Here is a 19388-nt window from a genome sequence, read left to right on the forward strand (position 1 = left end):
TTTACGTAAACGTTTACGTAAAGATTGTCCGCCACAACGATTTAATTCATTATAGCCACCTCTTCCACACACGTCAAGGAAATGTTTTCATGCGCAAGCATAGACATTTCTCTGCACGATTATGGCCATTCCTCTTAAGCTATTCCTCTTAATGAATAAAAAGCTACCAAAAAAATCATTCGCCATAGTTATGAAATTAGTAATATAATAGCGTATGCCAACAAAAAGAAGTACGCCTATTCGATATAAAAAATGGATAAGCGATTGAGAAGGGAGAAACGAATGCGCGAACTGATTTCCAATGCGGAAAACCGTCGACTGCTTATGCTGGAGTATTTTATCTATGGCAACCCTCGGATAGCCATGGAGGACCTCAAGCGAGCTTTGGACATGACCGATAGCACCCTGATTGCGGACGTAGAAAAAATGAAAGCGATGTATCCGGGGTTGAGCCTGCGTATTTCGGAGGGCTACCTTTATGCTATCTTTTCCCCCACCTTTCAACCAACCGAAATCTATGTCCCCATAACGCATAACAAGCTAATCTTCCGTCTCGTACGTCGTATTTTCTTTGAAGAAAATCTGTCCCTGACAACGCTGGCGGCACAAGAACACGCCTCCGTTTCTTCGGCCTACCGGCTTGTCCATGAATTTAATGCGATTGCCAAGAAGCAATACCATCTACAAATTGAAAGCAGCCCCTGCCGTATGGTCGGTGCGGAAGAAGCGATTCGCGCATTTTATCGTGATTTCTTCCTGGAACTGTATCCGGGCAAATATCAACCGTTTTCTGCGGAATTTATGGAGACTTGCTCTGCCTTTGTGCACGACTTTTCTCCTTTCTTCGGCAATATGACGACGCTCTTCCCCTTTGAAATCTTTTCGCTTCTGATTGCCATTGCTGCTACACGCTATCGCCAGGGGCATCAAAAAGAAAATTATACGCATTCGGACGATTTTTGCATGCTTTATGACCAATGCATACAGGAAAAAGACTTTGCTGAAAAATGCGCGCACTATAGCGAGGCATTCGGCTTCCCTCTGGATAAAGAGGCCTTGTTTGACCTCTGTTATCCCCTCTCCGAACAGGGCTATCGCTTGTCCCTCTCCTCGAAAAAAGCGACGGAAAAAGATCGCGCACTGGAAAAATCACTGGTGGCCTTGGCAAAACGTCACGCCATTCCGCTGGACGACAGCCTGATGCTTGCCTGTCATTTGAACAATGCGCTCTTCTTAGCGCAGCGATCCTGCTTTCATCCGATGATTATCTTCAACTCGGCTGCAATTCTCTGCATGAGCGCCTATGTAAATCACCATGCATTCACGGTCGACGCTATGAAAGAGCTGCACGCACTGCAGGAGCGTGTTCATGGAAAAGCCACCAACGCGAACACTATCCATCTCTTTTATGTTCTTTTGCAGTACTGGACAGGATTATTGAACAATCTTCGCCGTCAATATGGGCGTTTGAACATCAAAGTGGAGAGTCATTTCGGGCCTTCCCATGAAGCCTTTATGACCGACACTCTCTCCTCTATCTTTTCGGTGTTTGCCGATTTTACCTCCCATACGAAAAGCAAGAGCGAAAAAACGCCAATGGCGCCGATTGATCTGCTCATCACCAATCTCCTTAAACCGAATCTGGATGGGGATGACGTTGGACAAGTTCTTCGGGTGCGCGACAGCTTTTTGAGCAGCAATGCGCTGTTTGAAATCGGGGATATGATTCAGACGATATATGACAAGGAAAATCAGCTAACGGTAAATATCGAGACGTTCTTGACCACATTTTGCAGCTTTCAAGGCGCAGAAAAGAGCATTGCCCTCTGCAAGGCACATGACACAGCGCTGTTTTAGGTTGTTTTCTTTGCCGTCATCAACAGAAAAAGTACCGTCATAAAACAAATAAGCCCATCCGCATACCGCTGCGGACGGGCTTTTTATTCTTAAAAGGCTTTTTTCTCAAAACCGATATGAATCAATCCAGTCGATTTCCTCGTTTGTCAAGGACGTATTTTCCTGTTCCGTCAACACTTCCGGACCGTCCGGGCGAACTGCAATGGTATGTTCATATTGACAGGACTTCCGGCCATCCTTGGTACGAGCCGTCCAACCGTTGGCGTCCAGCACAACCGGCCAGTCACCCGCATTGATCATGGGCTCAACGGTAAGTACCATATTCTCGCGCAAGCGAATGCCGCGTTGTTTGGTGACATAGTGTAAAACTTGCGGATCTTCATGCATTTCCTTGCCGATGCCGTGACCGATAAAGTCGCGAACCACCGAAAATCCCTGTTCCTCAACGAACGGCTGAATGGCCTGTCCGATCGCAACCAAACGATTACCGATGCGAACTGCATCCACACCGCGATAGAGCGCTTCTTTCGTCACGTCCATCAGCTTTTGATCTTCCGGCGATAGGGTACCGATGGCATAGCTCCAACAGGAGTCTGCCAAATAGTCACGATAGCGCACAACGTTATCAATCGATAAAATATCCCCTTCTTCCAGGCGCCGCTCGCCGGGAAAGCCGTGACAAACTTCATCGTTTACACTCATGCACAGGGCGAACGGAAAGCCCTGATAGCCCTTCTGTTCGGGAGTGGAATCCTTATAGTGCATGAATGCTTCAGCAAAGGCGTCCACGGACAGCGTCGTCAAGCCGGGACGCAGGATGCGCCGAATAGCCAGATGCGTCTTGCACAAAATTTCACCGGCCGCCTTCATCCCCTGAATCTGTTCTTCGGTCTTAATGGTAATCATTCGTCTTCTCTTCTCCTCTTCCGCATCGGCAAAAGCCCGATGGATATGCCGAGCGCCTCGTCAATAGACGCCATGGTTTTCTCGTCAAACGCGCCGATTTTCATCTGCAGGCGCTTTTTATCAATGGTACGCAACTGCTCCAACAGCACCACCGAATCTTTGGGAAGATCGCTGCGCTGCGTGACATAAACATGCGTCGGCATGTGATTTTTGTTGCGCTGGGAAGTAATCGCCGCAACGATAATCGTCGGACTGTATTTATTCCCGACATTGTTCTGCAAAACGACCACGGGACGCACGCCGCCCTGTTCGGAGCCCTGTACGGGATCCAAATCGGCAAAAAAAAGATCACCTCTGGTCACCTTTTGCATGCACATCCCCTTTCCCTTCCTGCTCATGTTCTTCCTGTTCACGCAAAACATGAAACAACCGAAATGCCGTCGGTAAATACTTTAGCAAATCGGACGCAATCATGCACTCTTCGCCCACCGCTTCCGCGGCAAACTCACCCGCCAAGCCGTGTAAATCACAGGCCAGACGCGCCGCCGTTCGTGTGGGATAGCCCGCACCCAGAAACGCGGCAAGCATACCTGTCAACACATCCCCCGAACCGGCCGTTGCCATGCCCGGCGTGCCGCTCGGATTGAATGTAGTATGTTTTCCATCCGTAATGACGGTATCCGCTCCTTTTAATACCACAAAAGCACGAAAATCCACAGCAAATCGCTCTGCTGTCTCTCTACGATGCGCGCGCAGAAGATTCAGCGGTTTGCCGCTGATACGACGCATTTCCATTTCATGAGGAGTGAGAACAATATCCTGTTCGAGCGTTTTCAGCCGTTCGGGACAGGGCGCGAGAGCGTTGATGGCATCGGCATCAATGACACAGGGAACGGAAAGTTGTTCCAATACATCGGCCACAAATGAGGTCGCCTCCGTAAAACGGCTCATTCCCGGACCGATGGCTACGGAAGAACAATCCGAGACGGCGTCCAAAACGTCCGGCAGGTGGGTCACCGTAAAATGACCGCAGCCGTCATCCGGAATCGGACGAACGATGGCTTCCAACAATTTATTCTGCACCGCCGAAGCGATGCTTTCCGGCACTACGGCATAAACAAGTCCGGCACCACTGCGAAGCGCCGCTTCCGCCGCAAGGTACACCGAGCCGACCATCCCGCGAGATCCGCCGATAACGGCCACTTTTCCGTATTGTGTTTTGTATCCCGTCCGATCGCGGCGCAAAAGAGAGGCCGCAAGCTCACGATGTTGTCCTCCCGGCGCATGCAACAATGCGAGGGCTCTCGCAGAAGGCCATGCCGAAGAAGGCGACAACTGGTTTCTAAAAAGAGGGGATTCCACAGCAAAAGACGGATCCGCGGTTTGATTCGGTATTAATACGCATACCGCCACGGCTACACCGGCATCGTGGGTGATGGCAATCTCCGCTTGACGCGCACAGCATCGTTTGAGTTGCTTTGACGCCTCACCGTGCAAACGAACCTGCGGTTTACCGGTGTCATCATGGATGATTTCCATGGCATGAAACGGGATGCTTCCGATGCCCGTCCCCAAAGCCTTACCGATGGCTTCTTTTGCTGCATACAGTCCCGCCATAGTTTCTACGGGATGTGGACTGTTTTCTATATAGCGACGCTCCTCGACCGTAAACACACGGTGCAGAAAAGATGATCCCTGTTTTCCGGTGGCAAAGCGCGCAATATCTACGACATCGATGCCGATCATGCGTGTTGTCCCTTCTGCTCATGCAGCTTCCGCCAGGCTTTTTCGGTCTCTCGACAAATCGCTTCCTCGTCTTGTCCCGGAAAATGACCGTCCTGCATCCGAATGATGCCGTCGACCATGGTCATCCGAACGTCATCGGAGGCGGTGGCGTAGACCAGTGCCGCTTCAATATCCTCCGGCTGTGGCGTGTGACGCACATGACGGAAATCCACCAAAATCAGATCCGCTTTCTTCCCTACTTCAATACTGCCTAAATCCTTCTCTTGGCCGATCGCCAGTGCGCCGCCCCGTGTCGCCATCCACAACATTTTGTGCGCGTCCGCAGCGGTTGGATCCAGCATATGGCCTTTTTGGATGAGAGAACCGACCAGCATTTCTCGAAACATATCCTGCGTATTATTGGAACTGGGTCCGTCCGTACCAAGCGCAACCGTCACTCCCGCTCTCTGCAGTTTTTCCAAGGGCATAAAGCCGCTTGCCAATTTCATATTGCTCACCGGATTATACACACAACACGCTCCGCGTGCTGCGATACAGGCGATGTCGTCGTCATCCAGCCAAATCGCATGGGCAAGCATCGTCTCCGGACCGAGAAGTCCTGCACGATCCATCAGCATCGTCGGCGACATACCATAGGTTTTTCGGCACTGTTCATCTTCTTCACGCGTCTCTGCAAGATGAAGGTGAAAGCCAATGCCCCACTCGTCTCCCAAGGCTTTAACTTTATGTAACGTCTCCGGTGAGCAGGTGTATACCGCGTGCGGAGCGAGACGCATTTGTATACGTCCTTCCGGCTTTTGGTACACCGCAAGGCGTTTCACTTCTTCCGGCCGTGTAGCGATGCTGCCATCCGTGAAGGCGGGACACAGCAAAGCGCGAATCCCCATCTCTGTCACTGCCTCGGCAATGGCATCTTCCTCCATATACATATCCGCAAACGTCGTGGTTCCGCCACGCAACATCTCCAGAATACTCAGCTTTGCTCCGGCAACAATCTCGTCACGCGTCATAAGCGCCTCGAGCGGCCAGATATAGTCCTCAAGCCATTCTTTTAAGGCCACATCATTGCCGTAATTGCGAAAAAGGCTCATGGCCAAATGCGTATGGGCATTGATCAATCCCGGAAGGAGCACGTCTCCTTCCGCATCGATCTGAATGTCCGCGGAAATATCCTTTCTCCGTTGCTCGACCGACGGATACGCTTTGTCACCGGTAATGGACGAATAAAGTGCCGTAACTCGTCCGTCTTCGATCACAACATCGGCCTCACGTAAGATATCTCCTGCATCGTTCATCGTGACGACGGTTGCATTTTTAATCACCGTTCTCATGTTCTTCCTCATCTTCTCTCGTTTCCAACGCACGCAACGGATAAAAGCGCCGAAAATGCGCCAGGATGGCCTCTTTGTCGTTCGGATCTTCTGTACGCAGGGTGACGGAAACGTTACGCTTAAGTGAAGCGGTACCGGCACGAATAAAATCCTGTGGAAGCAATCGAGCCATCGTTGCATGTTGCAAATAGCCCTCCGTCATGGCATCAATCAATTCTTCCGCTTTTTCCACATTTCTCCCCTCTTCACGGTAGGCTTCGCGAATTGCGTTAATCACACGAAAATAAAGATAATCCACAAAAGTGCGGAAGAGCTCACGCGGTTTCACATGGGTGTTTAAATCAAAAAGAATGTGTACCAACAAATTCCAAAGGATGTCTTCATTTGCAATCTTCTCCAGTCGTTTGCCGAACGAGGCAGTCATGCGATCATGGTAATGAATCGGCGGATCAAACGTAATGCGTTCACCGAAAAGCTCCAATACGCGCTGTCCGCTGAAGGCATCATCCATGATGCGCAAAAACTCCGTCGCATACTGTTCGCGTGATTCGTATTCCACCCGTGCAAAAAGGAAGTCGGTAATCAGATCAATCGCCAGGCGAAAATCAAAGCTGACATGATACTGTTCCCGCAAGGGAAGAAGATAGGCATCCTGCACCAGGCGACCGATCATGGTTTTCAGCTGATCGCGCGCCTGAAACTGGTCCGGCGAATCAAGCGTTCCCAGCTGATCGTAAAGCATCTCCATTTGCCGATCAATGATGACCAAATCCCCCATGATCGAGTCCATAATGTCATGCACAAACTTTTCCGTCAGCACATAATTATAATTTTTGTACAAGATCTTATGATCAATTTCATTCCAAAAAACATTGACGATGCTCTTAATTTGCAGTTCGAAATTAAGAACATGTTTGCCCAGAAAATGACCGTCGACACGGTAGGAGCGATAGCCGTTTTTTTGGTTCTTTGGCTGCGGTTCATCTAAACGCAATTCAATACGCGGATCACGATCGCATTGATAAAATCCGTCGGATCGTTTTGTGGGAAAAAGCTTGAACAACATACGGTAAATCTGCTCTTCATCTCGAATGAAGCGACATTCGATGCGACTGCCGATCAAATCGGAAATATGCCCGAAAAGCTGCTCCGCCGAAACCGTATATAACAAATTCTGACGAATAATTTTTTCTTTTAAGCTGTCATCCGCCTTCACGCGCGAGGTGTAATTCACAAAGCTGTCCAGGTGTCCGAAACTCTGCGTAAAAAATGAGTCAATCGCCTGCTGTGCTTCCTCAATCTCAAAACGCAACGAATGCTTGAGTTCGATTGCTTCATCAATATAAGAAAAAAGAGGTATTTTCACGATAATCTCCTTTGTTCTACGCATCACTTCCGTATTCGCGGTGCTTTCCTTCCCTATGCTTTTGAAAATTCATCGTCTTCCAAACGAACCTGAAATCCCGAGCAGGATAAAAACGACAGGAGCGCGTCACGACCGTCTTCCGCACCGGATAAACTTCGGATGGCTTGATCCGTGAAGGAGGGAAGCGTCTTTTCCGGATGACGAAGATCCGTATAGGCCTGCATTTGTTCATCATAGGCGTCCAACTCACCAAGATGAGCATCATCTGTCGGATAGGTGTTTTCGAAAAAGCGCATATTTTTCGGCATCCGCGGTTTTTGCTGCGGCATCTGATCCGGATGGCCAAAAATCACCGCAATAGCGGCATAGGTGCCGTCCGGCAAGTGAAGCGCCTGTTGAATACGCGAAAGATCATTCGCAATACTGCCGATAAAAGCTCCGCCAAGACCAAGCGCTTCCACAGCGTTTATGACATTTTGTGCCATAAGCAGAGCATCCGCATAGGCCGACATGAATTTTCCCATGCCGATGACGGGCTTCTTTCCCGTTTTTTGTTCCACAATGGTCGCATTGCGATGAAGATCTGCGACGAAGACCCAAAGCTCCGGTGCATCGGCAACATAGGGTTGTCCTGTGACTTCGCCAAAAACGGTTCGTATCGATTTGTCGGTTATCCGAAGCACGGAGGCCATTTGTAATCCCATGGAGCTCGCTGTGCGATCGGCCACCGCCTTAATTTCCTCAATTTGCATTTTGTCTATGGGTTCATCGGTAAACTGGCGAATCGTGCGATGGTTGTGCTGCGCCGCCAATGGGTCCATTTTTCTGCCCTGCTGTCTTTCTTGAACTTCTGTCGATTTCATTCTCTCTCCTTTATCAATTGGATAACGTTTTCTCATCGCTTGAAAAAAATCGCGCCGACGCGCGACTTGTTTTCGTCTCCTCACAGCGCTATGCTCTTGCGGCAGGACGCGGAGAAAAGTCGAGTTCAAAACTGCTTTCATCCTCGTTTTGTTGGAGAGTTAAATCCTCCACCTCGGCAAATTGTTGATTGTTCTTCTTGCGCATAAACGTACCTACCGAGCGAATAATCACTTTTGCGGAATGCAGCATTTCCGGATCGGTAATGGGCACGGATTCCATGCTCAAGTTTCCTTCGTCCAACTCTAAAACGCGAATCACAGGCTCATCCAAAATATCACTGAATTGCAAAAATGCCCAGTTCTTGTCCACATGATAGTGGTCACGATGCTTGTGGCCGTTGATATAAATCGCCGTACCGCTCTTGAGTTCAAGCACATCATCCAGCGACATATGCGTGAGATAACGACCTTGGCTGTCGGTCATGCGAACATGGTTGCATGGATGATGGGCAAACACCACGACCGGTTTTGACCCGGCGCTGAGAAGCTGGTCACAAATCCAACGGGACTGTTCTATGCCCATGTAGGATGAATTTTTGCGAAATGCCGCAACGCGTGCGGTATCCAAATACAGCAGGCGCACATCTTCCTGATCATCTGCACGATAAAGCCAACGTAAACCGCTGATGGCCCGGAAAGTTTCTTTTCCGCCAAAAAGGATGTCGTGGTTGCCGATGACCGGTTCAAAACGCTGGTCTTCCCGTTTTGTCTCGTTGATAATCGAAAAAATTTCACGCAATTGCCGTTTTGTACCAAAGTGCGTAAGATCTCCAAGGCAAACGTAGCGATCCGCGTCGACGGAAAAAAATGTACGAAAAAAACGCGTATAAAATTGTCGATTCAAATTTCGTTTGGCCGATCCGTGCAAAAACATGGAAGTATAGTGCACATCGCCGATACAGGCAATTCTCATCTTTCGTCCTTTCCGACTCGGACAGATCTTTCTCTGCCGAACCGCCCATACTATATCATGGAATTGTGAAGGGTGCGTGAAGGTGGAATTGCCTTTTCTCGTCGATGCACATTACTGATTGGTTTGCAAAAGCACCTCGATATCCTGGCGGCCTTCTTCCCGCGCCTGAGAAATAAGATCTTTGATCTTTAACAGGCGGGTAATCGTCGCACGATCCTCTTCTTCCAATTTCATACGAATGTAAGTGATGGTCTCTTCCAGATCAGGAATCGTCCGGTACTCCAATGCATTCACGCGCCGCCTGGTGGATTCGATCTCCTTCGCCATCAGCTGACAGCTTTTCTCCAGTTTGGCCAGTTCCAACAGGCGGTCCGTAACATCGTTGAGCTTTTTCAATGCCACGTCCAGTTCAACCGAAGTCTGTGCGAAGCCATAAGGATAGATATTTGCTTCTTTTCCCTCTTCGACGCCGGTACGCGTAAAGGAAAACGCAGGAATACGCACGCTCATAATATTTTCCACGCGCACATCCACCCCCATGCGCTGTTTGGAGCTTAACAGTGCATTTTCCAGCATCGGATCGGACATCACGGCACTGGCCATGGAGAAGGCGCGAAACGCTTCTTGCAATTCCTTCTCCACCTCTTCACGCAACGTACGGTTTTCTTTCGCCAGCGCGATAAAACGTCGCATCAGTTCGTCTTGCTTATCTTTAAGCAATTTATGGCCGCGCTCAGCAGTTTTCAGGCGCTCTTTAAGCCCTGTCATCACCATGCGCGTTGGATTGACATTCAGGCGCGTCATTGCGCTTCCTCCTGTCCCTTTCCGCGATTTTCTTCATGTGTGGTCTGTTCCTGATAGAATTGCTGCTGCTTCATCATCGCCACGCGCGAAACGGCATCCGTTTCGGCACCGGTTCCCCCCGGACCGAAGTGTTCGTTAATCATGTCATCCTTGATGCGTTTGAGCTCTTCACGCGGCAACATGCGCAACAATTTCCAGCCCAGGTCCAGCGTTTCTTCAATCGTGCGGTTGGTGGTAAAGCCCTGATTGACATATTCCGCATCAAAGGCATCCGAGAAATGGGCAAAAGCGATATCTGCATCGGACAAAGCCGCCTCACCGAGGATGGTGGAAAGTTCCTTGGCATTGCGTCCGCGCGCGACGGCAGCGTAAATCTGGTTCATTGTGGCCGCGTGGTCTTTTCGGGTCTTTCCTTCGCCGATTCCCTTATCCTTCAAACGCGAAAGCGAAGGGAGAATATCAATCGGCGGGAAGATGCCGCGGTTATAGAGACTGCGGTTCAAAATGATCTGCCCTTCGGTGATGTAGCCCGTCAAATCCGGAATCGGATGGGTAATATCGTCCTCCGGCATGGACAGAATCGGAAGCTGCGTGATGGAGCCTTCGCGTCCTTTAATTCTTCCGGCGCGCTCATATAACTGTGAAAGGTCGGTGTAGAGATAGCCCGGGAAGCCGCGGCGTCCCGGCACTTCTTTTCGTGCAGCCGAGACTTCACGCAACGCTTCGGCATAGTTGGTCATGTCCGTCATAATGACCAAGACGTGCATTCCCTGTTCAAAAGCGAGATATTCCGCTGCGGTCAACGCGATACGCGGTGTCGAAATACGCTCAATCGTCGGATCGTCTGCCAAATTCATGAACAGTACCGCACGGTTAATGGCGCCCGTCTTCTGAAAATCTTTAATGAAAAACTGCGCTTCTTCAAACGTGATGCCCATGGCGGCAAAAACGACCGCAAATTTTTCATCCGTACCGCGCACCGTCGCCTGGCGGGCAATTTGCGCAGCCAATTGATTGTGCGGAAGTCCGTTGCCGGAGAAAATCGGCAATTTCTGTCCGCGAACCAATGTGTTCAGGCCGTCAATAGCCGAAACGCCGGTTTGAATGAATTCGGACGGATACAGGCGCGAATATGGATTGATGGCGGAGCCGTTGATGTCCAGTCGTTTTTCCGGCAGCAGCTTGGGGCCGTCATCAATAGGCTCGCCCATGCCGTTAAAGATACGGCCGATCATATCGGTGGATACGCCGATTTCCTGTGGATGCCCCAAAAAGCGTACCGAAGTATCGCGCATGTTAATGCCGGCAGAACCTTCAAAAAGCTGCACCAGCGTCGCTTTTTCGCTGACTTCCAGTACTTTTCCGCGTCGACTTGTCCCATCCTGGAGCTGCACTTCGACCAGTTCCTCGTATTTCACGCCCTCCACGCCGGTTACCAGCATGATCGGGCCGGAAATTTCGCGAACGGTTTGATAATCCTTAATCATTGACGACCTCCTGCTCCTGCATCAGCGTTTGGAACGCCGCTGTCATCTCCTGACGGAGGGAATCCATTTCGTCCAACTTGTCTTCGGGAATTTGACGCATGCGAACGATGCGCTGACGAATCGGCATACTTTCAATTTCACGCAGATATACGCCATGTTCCAGCGCTTCCTTCGCTTTCTCATGGAAAGCAAGAATCATCGTCAACATAGTAAACTGCTTTTGCGCCGAACAGTACGTATCCACATCATCAAAGGCATTTTGCTGCAAAAAATCTTCACGCAGCGATTTTGCCGTGAAGAGTTTCAGCTGATCGACCGGTGAAAGAGCATCTTTCCCGACCAGACGTACGATTTCCTGCAAACTCTGTTCTTCCGTGAGAAGCGCCATAGCTTGCTGGCGGTGTGCTGCAAATTGCGGATGCACCGCTTCACAGAAATAATCATCCATTTTTTCCTGATAGAGAGAATAACTCTTCAGCCAGTTGATGGCCGGGAAATGGCGTGCATAGGACAAGTCGTAATCCAGCCCCCAGAACACCTTGACTATGCGCAAGGTCGACTGGGTAACCGGCTCGGAGAGGTCGCCGCCCGGAGGAGAGACCGCGCCGATGGCGGTAAGAGATCCTTCACGTTCATCGCTGCCGAGACATTTCACGATCCCGGTACGCTCATAGAAACTCGCAATGCGCGACGCTAAATAAGCGGGATAGCCTTCATCGCCGGGCATCTCTTCCAGACGACCGGACATTTCACGAAGAGCCTCCGCCCAACGTGACGTGGAGTCGGCCATCAGTGCCACAGAATAGCCCATATCGCGATAGTATTCCGCAATCGTCATGCCGGTGTAAATGGACGCTTCGCGTGCCGCAACCGGCATATTGGAAGTGTTCGCAATCAGAATGACCTTCTGCATCAGGCTCTTCCCCGTGTTCGGGTCAATAATTTCCGGAAATTCATTCAAGACGTCGGTCATTTCGTTTCCACGTTCACCGCAGCCGACATAGACGATAACCTCGGCATCCGCCCACTTGGCCAGCTGATGCTGAATAACCGTTTTGCCGGAGCCGAACGGTCCCGGAATGGCGGCCGTTCCGCCTTTCGCTACAGGAAAGAATGTATCGATGACGCGCTGTCCGGTGACCAGCGGTACCGTCGGATCCATCTTTCGAGACACCGGGCGTGCCTGACGAACCGGCCAAGTCTGGGAAAGATGCAGTTCATGCACCTCTCCGTTTTCGTCTTCCAGCTTGCCGATGACGTCTTTTACCGTATAGGCGCCGGAAGTCAACGAGGTAATTTTTCCCTTCAGTTTAGGGGAAACCATAATTTTATGTTGCAGCACTTCCGTTTCCTGTACAGTGCCCAAAATATCTCCCGCCGAAACTGTATCGCCAACTTGTGCGGTTGCAACGAAATCCCATTTCTTCTCATGCGAAATAGCCGGCGCGGAAACACCGCGCTCCAAAAAGTCGCCCGCTTTTTCTGCCAAATCATCGAGCGGACGCTGGATACCGTCGTAGATCTGACCGACCAGCCCCGGTCCCAATTCAACACTAAGCGGCGCACCCAACGAGGTAACAGGCTCTCCCGGCCCGATGCCTGTGGTCTCTTCATAAACCTGGATAAAGGCGACATCGCCCTTCATCTCGATGATTTCGCCAATCAGTCCTTTATCGGAGACTTCCACCACATCCTGAATGTTGGCGTCTTCCATTCCGCCGGCCTCAACCAGCGGTCCGGATACCTTAATGATTGTTCCTTCTTTCAATGTGCCCTCCCGTCTAAAAGATATTCATGCCCACGGCTTTTTCCACATTAGCGGAAATTTCACGCATGCTGATGCCCTTTGAGCCGCTGCTGTTCGGAATCATAATAATGGCCGGAACGGCCGCATTTTGATAGTGCGAAAGCGTCTCCTCCGCGCGTTCGGCCAATTCCTCCGTCATAAAGATGACCGCGTAGTCGTTGCGGGCAAGACGTTCAATGGTATTGCGAATTTCATGATCTTCAGTCGGTGTAAATACCTCTAAACCGAGTGCCTCAAAGGCCAGTACCGAATGGCGATCGCCAATCACCGCTACTTTATGCATGACGGCTCCTTTCCCCTTGCGTTCCCGCCGTTATCATACGCATATATATCGCGATTTTGTCCGCGGGTAAGCCGATACGCTTTGCGCCCAGAACGATATTCACATCCTGTATTTCCGTTCGCACGCGCACCAGATAGGAAAAGAGTAGCGCCAAGCCGGATTCTTTTCTTCCGCCTTCGACCGCCAAAAGGAGCGATACGTGATCGCGCACCCTCTCCACTTCATTCATATCTCCTGTTTGCGCAAAGGCTTCCCAAGCGTTTACGGTAGCATTTGACGCACCGGCACGATGCAACATGGCACAAAGTTTTTCCCGATCCACGCCACTTAAGGCATTGGATCCGTCTTCCACCACGGGCGAGGATACTTTCGGCGACAGCAGATCTTCGACACGAATGGTGCCTCCGGGTAAAAAAACGTGCGTCAGAAACGATTTGGGTTGTTGTTGTACACGAGCGCGGAAAAAGGAAAGCAGATTGGTAAAATCCGTCATCTCCCGCGCATAACGAATAAAGAATGGGCTTTTACTTTTCTTACTCAACGCATGCAATTCCGTAAAATAGGCACGATCCAGCAGGAAATCCACCTCCTGCGCATCTCCCGTTTCCGCCCAGACCTTAGCGGCCTCGACCGCCGTCCGTTCCGCCAAAGTGGCTACGCCAAAAGTTTTCTTCTCGGCAATTTGCTTCTTGATCTGCGGAAGAAACAAGGTGCCGAAGGGAAACAACAACGACAGAAAACGATCCGGTTCGGTCGACGCTTTGACCAGAATCTTCAGATTGTGGTAATCGTAGCGAAGAAACAGCAAACGTCTGAGTTCCGGCTCTCGCACGAGATCAAAGATGAAGTCGGCCTGTTTCTGCAATTCGATTTTGAGCACCTCGGAAAGCACGGGAAACTCGCCTTCCGCAAATAGTGCTCCATAACGGGTTTCTTTCAATACTTGTATCGCGGCGGCGTAGTCCGGCGCTTCCCGCATACGGTCCCATTGCCCGGGTGTGATCAGCGCCTTTTCAGCCATATGAACGCGCATGGAAGCAAAGGCTTGATTATCCATCATTCCTCTCCTTCCGCCATCGCGCGAATGACCTCCTGCTCCAGATCATGCCGCATATACTGCAGGATCTCGATGTAATCGAAGTTTTCGCGCATCCCTGCGCGACGAACGCGAAAGCCGCTCATGAAGCTATCGGATCTTTCCACCTTTACACCCGGAGGCGCTTGAAGGGTGCTTTCTTTTGGCAATTCCAAAACCGCATCTTCGGCCAAGGGATGTGCAGCAAGATACACATCAAGTGCTTCCTGCAACTGTGTAGGTTCTAAATGCAGAAGCTTTTCTTCCGCAAGAGCAAACACTTTTTGCACGAGTTCCTGCTTGGCACACAGCTGCGCATTACGTTCGTCACGTTCTTCTTCCGCCTGAACGCGATCAACAATCGCCGCTTTTTCGCGTTCGGCATGGGCAAGAATATCCTCCGCCTCAAGGCGAGCCTTCTTCAACGCACGTTCTTTTTCTTCCTGCACCTGCTCCCTTGCCGCATCAAACAGCTCGGTTTTCTGTTCGTTCGCATCGCTGCGAATTTGTTCGATCAATTGTTCCAGTTGGGCCATGTCTTCCTCCTTTCTTTGTGGAGAAATCACGCCTGCAACACTAAAATCAGCGAGATGATAAAGGCCAAAATCGCATAAGTTTCAACCATGACGGCGTAAACAATGCCCTTGGTGAACTGTTCGTCATTTTTCGCCAGAATTTCAATGCCCGCATACGCAACATTGCCCTGGGCAATGGCCGAAAAATAGCCAACAAAACCGACCGGCATACACGCAAACAGAAGATGCAATCCCTTTTCCAGGCTCATGCCCTGCGAAACGCCCAGAAGCAAAACCACCAAGCCGATAACAAAGCCATAAAGGCCCTGCGTTCCCGGAAGAAGCTGTAGAACCATGGATTTACCGAATTTCTCCGGTTCGTCGATAACAACCGCCGCCGCCGCTTCACCGACATGGCCGACACCTTTGGCCGACCCGGCTCCGGAAAAAATCACCGCAATGGCAATGCCCAGAAAGCTAAAAATCATTCCTCCGTTTTGTAAGAAAAACTCCGTCATTTCATCCTCCTCCATTTTTGTCTTTGCCGTGGATTAACGCTCACGCGGCGACTGCAAGTCAACATATTTCGGCTCAGGACGCAACCCGCGGAACGGCTTGCCTCCCCCTTCAAAAAACTTTCCAAAAAATTCCACATAAATCAGGCGCATCGCATGGACATACGACGACAGCGAGCTCAAGAACAGATTGAACAGGTGGGCGCCCACAATGATGAGGGCGGCAAGCACAAAGCCCGGAACGCCGAGCCCGGTGAGCATTCCTCCAATCATATTCATCGCATAGCCGATGTACGCACCTGCAAGCATAATCGCGGTAAGACGCGTATAGCTGACCAGATCACCGATATAACTCGTTGCGCCATAGAGATTATAAAGTCCCCAGGTAAAGCGACCGACGCCTTTTTCGTCTCGTGCGGAAAATAGCAACACCAATACAGCACCGACAATGGCCATGACAAACCCGACCGTTTTAAAGAGCGGATTCCCGTTCAGAATCGTCGTGAGCGCGACCATCAATAAACCGACGAGAATAAACATCCATGAAAACACGTCATAGACGACTCCCTTGGGATTTCCTTCTCGCATCAGCTGTACACCTTTTAATCCGAGACCGACCATCAAATGGACAAAGCCGAGCGCAACGGATGCAACGATCATGGTCATAAAGTCCTTCATCGGATCCAGCACCAACGCCGGAATGGGAATCAGTCCGCCGAAAAGCGATCCGAAGCATAGACCAACGATCATCGTCGGTACGCTTAACACCTGAAAGAAACGCAGCGACATCTCCGTATTGGGCTTCCAATCGAAAAAGTGCAAGGCGAGGGTCGTTCCGAGGAAAAGCAACGCTCCATAGCCCAAGTCACCAAGCATGATACTGAAAAAGAGAATGTACCAAGGCGTGATCAGCCCGGTGGGATCCATCTCTTTATAGAGCGGCAACGAATACGTTTTGACGATATTTTCAAATGGTTTTGCAATGGCATTGTTCTCTAGAAGAATGGGCACATCCGGGTCGTTGACATCCGCCGGTGTAATATCCAGCAAATAGCGTGCCGGATCCATATCTCCGGCGACCGCCTCCTTAAAGGAATTCACCTCTTCTGTCGGAACATAGCCTTTCATAAAGCTGAGTCTTCTGGAATACAGCAGGCGATCTTCCGCATTCAAAAGCGCAAATTGCTCTGCTTTTTCTTCATATACCACTTCCAGAGACGTCAACCATTTTTCGCAGAGGCGTTTCAGATGCACTTTGCCGTCTGCGATGGTCTTTTCCTGCGCCATGGTATCTTTATCCAGCGCTTGCAGTTGCTCTGCGATCGTACCGCCTTCTTCGAGCGGAAACGGCTGGAAGCTCGCATCGCGCAGAACGGTGCCCAATCCCTCGTCCTTTCCGTTGGTAAGAACGAGTACATAGTATACCTTGGCGTCCGCATCCAGAAATTCAACGGTCGTTCCCTTCGCTTCGGCAGAAATAAATTTTCGCACATCATCCGCCCACCGTTGAGGAATGGTGCCTACCATCGCTTGGATACTGCGCATAGCAGACAGCTCCTCTTTGGAAACGTCCAACGCCGCCCAATGGGAAAGCTCCTGCTTCTTTTCAGCATTAGCTTTGATTTTCTCGATAGCGCGATGCATGGTTTCCTTTTCGTCGTGAATTTCATCGATCACATCGTCGACAGGAAAATCCACATTTGCCGTTGCTTGAGGAAGAGCATTGCCAAGCTTTTCCGTCCAGTGTGTCGGTACGGGAACGTAGGCGCGCAAAGTTTCTATGGCTTCCTCAAGGCGAGAAATCTGACTCTGCAGGGTATTATGCTCTTTCGCTAAGGACAGGGCATGAATACCTTCAACCGTCGGATCGCCCTGTTCAACGATATGTACCTTGTCAAACGTTTGCAGACGTTGCAACAAAGCGTCTCTTTCCGAAGCAAAAAAGGTAAGCTGGAATGCAGACATTTTAACGATGGCCATAACGCAACACCTCTTCTACCATCCGGTCAGCCATGCGATCAACCCAGGCAGCATCCTGCTGGCGAATTTTTTCGACACGTGCATTTTTCTGCTCCGCCGTTTCTGCCGCAGCAGCCCTTGCCTCCTGTTCATACTTCTTTTTGAGAGAAGCGGCCTGCTCCTTGGCCTCGGCAATAATCGTTTCGGCTTCCTCACGATACGCACCACGTCCTTCATCAAGCATGACTTTTGCTTGATTTTTCGCTTCCGCGACAAGGCGCGCTGCTTCTTCTTCGGCAGCCAATATCTGTTGAATCGCTTCTTTCGCCATTTTTCCTCCTTCCCCTTTACATTAACCTGCACGTTCTATACCCGATTTTAGCGAAAAGTGACCACAAAAAAAAGCTTGCCGGATGGCGATGCAAAGAGTTGGTTTGTTTCACTGTGTGGCCGATATAGGGCAAGTTGCGGTGCGTGCAAAGGCAAAAAGGGAGCCTAATTTCGGAAATCGCGAAAATGGGCTCCTTTTCTCCAAGGTACAAAGCGGAGCATCTTTATGCCGGTGCATACATCGAAAAGCAGGCCTTCGTAGCGATTTTCGTGATCCTTCATGAAGCCTTTTGAGAGACGACCGAATGAACTCGTGGCACGGTTTTGCTTACGCTGACGCTGCACGGCATCAAAAACCTCCTGCGAGAGGAGTACTTCTTGCGCACCTTCCGTCACGATGTAATCTTCCGAAGCCATTCTGCACTGCTTCTAGCCTTTGCCGAGGTTCTTCTGGCAAACGCCCTGCACGAACTTTCCTGTATAAACAGGGCTTTTGAGAATCTTGTCCAGTCGGCCCACACCACTTGTCTATAAATTCTAAGAAATGCCTGCGCCTTCTCAATCGTCGGGCGATGCGATTCCCCGCTCTCCGTACATTCACTCGATCTCTTTCATGGTTCGGCTTATTCTCAATCCGTATTATCCCTTTTCTGCACATTAAGATTTCTCCGCTTCTGATATATTGAAATATACGCAGTTCAGTTCCGATTTTGAAGATTATACCGAATCGAAAACGGCATTTTAAGACGTAATGTTCCGATTGTTTTTACAATCGGAATGATTGGGACAAGGAGGAAGCTATGAACTTCGGTGAAAAGATCCGAAAGTACCGCAAGGACAATAAAATCCGTCAAGAGAACTTTGCTATAGAGATTGGCGTTTCCACGCGGACACTCTCCATGTATGAAAGCGGTCAGCGCTATCCCAAGTCAGTCAAAGTCTATAAAAAGATCGCCGACGTGATGAAAGTGGATTACAACTATTTGCTGGAAGACACTGATCATTTTCTTTCCCGGGTACAGGGCCGCTATGGCAACCGGGAGATGAATAAGATTCAAGCCTTGACCGAAGGCATCGCGGCCATGTTTGCCGGTGGCACCCTGTCAGATGAAGACCGTGATGCTGCCTTTGCTACAATCACTGAAGCCTACTGGAAGACGAAACAGGCCGCTGATCGGCGCGAAACACCTGCTCAGCATGTATAGCGTGATCAAACGCAATCGCTTTATCTTTCTGTCCGAAGACGTTTGACGTCAGAAAAAAAACGATTCTGGCTCATGAGCTAGGTCATGATCAGCTACACCGATTGAAGTACAAAAATGCTGCCCCGTTTCAGGAGAACAAAGTCTTTAATCCCACCAACCGTCTTGAACTGGAAGCCAACATCTTTGCCTGCCACCTGCTGATTTCTGATGACGACGTACTACACGTCTTGCGCTTCGGACATAGCGATATGGAGATGGCCGCAGAGCTGGTGTGAATGGCAATCTGCTGAATCTGAAAATCTCAGACATGGTAAAACTGAAAAAGTTGGATGTCACTCGGATCAGCGTCGAACGTCCGCAAGGTGA

20 protein-coding genes are annotated in these 19388 nt (G+C 50.2%); 3 read left to right on the top strand and 17 right to left on the bottom strand.

Going from position 1 to position 19388, the window contains the following annotated elements:
- Positions 1-282: 282 nt before the first annotated feature.
- Positions 283-1857 carry a helix-turn-helix domain-containing protein gene (locus BN3910_RS03850; RefSeq protein ID WP_066924528.1) on the top strand — a complete coding sequence of 525 codons (1575 nt, stop codon included), beginning with the start codon at positions 283-285 and terminating at the stop codon, positions 1855-1857.
- A 105-nt stretch (positions 1858-1962) separates the two neighbouring features.
- Here BN3910_RS03850 and map read toward each other — a convergent pair whose 3' ends face one another.
- From map to BN3910_RS03935, 17 genes are all read right to left on the bottom strand, one after another.
- Positions 1963-2763, bottom strand: a complete 801-nt coding sequence (map, locus tag BN3910_RS03855) for a type I methionyl aminopeptidase (protein ID WP_066924530.1) — start codon at positions 2761-2763, stop codon at positions 1963-1965.
- Complete coding sequence (locus BN3910_RS03860; RefSeq protein ID WP_066924532.1) at positions 2760-3134, bottom strand: type II toxin-antitoxin system PemK/MazF family toxin; 375 nt, start codon at positions 3132-3134, stop codon at positions 2760-2762. The genes map and BN3910_RS03860 overlap by 4 nt, the downstream gene beginning before the upstream one ends.
- Positions 3112-4509 carry an NAD(P)H-hydrate dehydratase gene (locus BN3910_RS03865; protein WP_066924534.1) on the bottom strand — a complete coding sequence of 466 codons (1398 nt, stop codon included), beginning with the start codon at positions 4507-4509 and terminating at the stop codon, positions 3112-3114. The genes BN3910_RS03860 and BN3910_RS03865 overlap by 23 nt, the downstream gene beginning before the upstream one ends.
- Entirely contained in the window at positions 4506-5840 is a 1335-nt protein-coding gene (locus BN3910_RS03870) for an amidohydrolase family protein (RefSeq protein ID WP_066924535.1), read from the bottom strand. The genes BN3910_RS03865 and BN3910_RS03870 overlap by 4 nt, the downstream gene beginning before the upstream one ends.
- Positions 5824-7206 carry a GTP pyrophosphokinase gene (locus BN3910_RS03875; protein WP_066924538.1) on the bottom strand — a complete coding sequence of 461 codons (1383 nt, stop codon included), beginning with the start codon at positions 7204-7206 and terminating at the stop codon, positions 5824-5826. The genes BN3910_RS03870 and BN3910_RS03875 overlap by 17 nt, the downstream gene beginning before the upstream one ends.
- Before the next feature lie 53 nt (positions 7207-7259).
- A complete protein-coding gene (locus BN3910_RS03880) occupies positions 7260-8069 on the bottom strand; it encodes a nitroreductase family protein (protein WP_066924540.1) in 810 nt (269 codons plus the stop codon).
- A gap of 88 nt (positions 8070-8157) precedes the next feature.
- Positions 8158-9042, bottom strand: coding sequence for a metallophosphoesterase family protein (locus tag BN3910_RS03885; RefSeq protein WP_066924542.1), 885 nt, complete (start codon positions 9040-9042; stop codon positions 8158-8160).
- A 111-nt stretch (positions 9043-9153) separates the two neighbouring features.
- Positions 9154-9846 carry a V-type ATP synthase subunit D gene (locus BN3910_RS03890; protein ID WP_066924544.1) on the bottom strand — a complete coding sequence of 231 codons (693 nt, stop codon included), beginning with the start codon at positions 9844-9846 and terminating at the stop codon, positions 9154-9156.
- On the bottom strand, positions 9843-11333 hold the full coding sequence (locus tag BN3910_RS03895; protein ID WP_197457225.1) for a V-type ATP synthase subunit B: 1491 nt from the start codon (positions 11331-11333) through the stop codon (positions 9843-9845). The genes BN3910_RS03890 and BN3910_RS03895 overlap by 4 nt, the downstream gene beginning before the upstream one ends.
- Positions 11326-13101: a V-type ATP synthase subunit A gene (locus BN3910_RS03900; protein WP_066924546.1), complete on the bottom strand. Its 1776-nt coding sequence runs from the start codon at positions 13099-13101 to the stop codon at positions 11326-11328. The genes BN3910_RS03895 and BN3910_RS03900 overlap by 8 nt, the downstream gene beginning before the upstream one ends.
- Before the next feature lie 13 nt (positions 13102-13114).
- Positions 13115-13423, bottom strand: a complete 309-nt coding sequence (locus tag BN3910_RS03905) for a V-type ATP synthase subunit F (RefSeq protein WP_066924549.1) — start codon at positions 13421-13423, stop codon at positions 13115-13117.
- Positions 13416-14483, bottom strand: coding sequence for a V-type ATPase subunit (locus tag BN3910_RS03910; RefSeq protein WP_066924552.1), 1068 nt, complete (start codon positions 14481-14483; stop codon positions 13416-13418). The genes BN3910_RS03905 and BN3910_RS03910 overlap by 8 nt, the downstream gene beginning before the upstream one ends.
- Entirely contained in the window at positions 14480-15034 is a 555-nt protein-coding gene (locus tag BN3910_RS03915) for a V-type ATP synthase subunit E (RefSeq protein WP_066924554.1), read from the bottom strand. Before BN3910_RS03915 ends, BN3910_RS03910 begins: the two co-directional genes overlap by 4 nt.
- A 26-nt stretch (positions 15035-15060) precedes the next feature.
- The gene (locus BN3910_RS03920) at positions 15061-15531 is read right to left on the bottom strand and encodes a V-type ATP synthase subunit K (protein ID WP_066924556.1); all 471 of its coding nucleotides are present in this window, start codon (positions 15529-15531) and stop codon (positions 15061-15063) included.
- Positions 15532-15564: 33 nt separating this feature from the next.
- A complete protein-coding gene (locus tag BN3910_RS03925; protein ID WP_066924558.1) occupies positions 15565-17508 on the bottom strand; it encodes a V-type ATP synthase subunit I in 1944 nt (647 codons plus the stop codon).
- On the bottom strand, positions 17495-17818 hold the full coding sequence (locus BN3910_RS03930) for a hypothetical protein (RefSeq protein ID WP_066924560.1): 324 nt from the start codon (positions 17816-17818) through the stop codon (positions 17495-17497). The genes BN3910_RS03925 and BN3910_RS03930 overlap by 14 nt, the downstream gene beginning before the upstream one ends.
- Before the next feature lie 164 nt (positions 17819-17982).
- Positions 17983-18234, bottom strand: a complete 252-nt coding sequence (locus tag BN3910_RS03935) for a hypothetical protein (protein WP_066924562.1) — start codon at positions 18232-18234, stop codon at positions 17983-17985.
- A gap of 383 nt (positions 18235-18617) precedes the next feature.
- Here BN3910_RS03935 and BN3910_RS03940 point away from each other — a divergent pair, with 383 nt between their 5' ends.
- Both BN3910_RS03940 and BN3910_RS07515 read left to right on the top strand, forming a co-directional pair.
- Positions 18618-19022, top strand: coding sequence for a helix-turn-helix domain-containing protein (locus BN3910_RS03940; protein ID WP_066924564.1), 405 nt, complete (start codon positions 18618-18620; stop codon positions 19020-19022).
- Positions 19023-19084: 62 nt separating this feature from the next.
- Complete coding sequence (locus BN3910_RS07515) at positions 19085-19297, top strand: ImmA/IrrE family metallo-endopeptidase (RefSeq protein ID WP_262361712.1); 213 nt, start codon at positions 19085-19087, stop codon at positions 19295-19297.
- Positions 19298-19388 lie beyond the last annotated feature (91 nt).

It is taken from the genome of Murdochiella massiliensis, assembly GCF_900059565.1.
In the GTDB taxonomy this organism is placed as follows: domain Bacteria; phylum Bacillota; class Clostridia; order Tissierellales; family Peptoniphilaceae; genus Murdochiella; species Murdochiella massiliensis.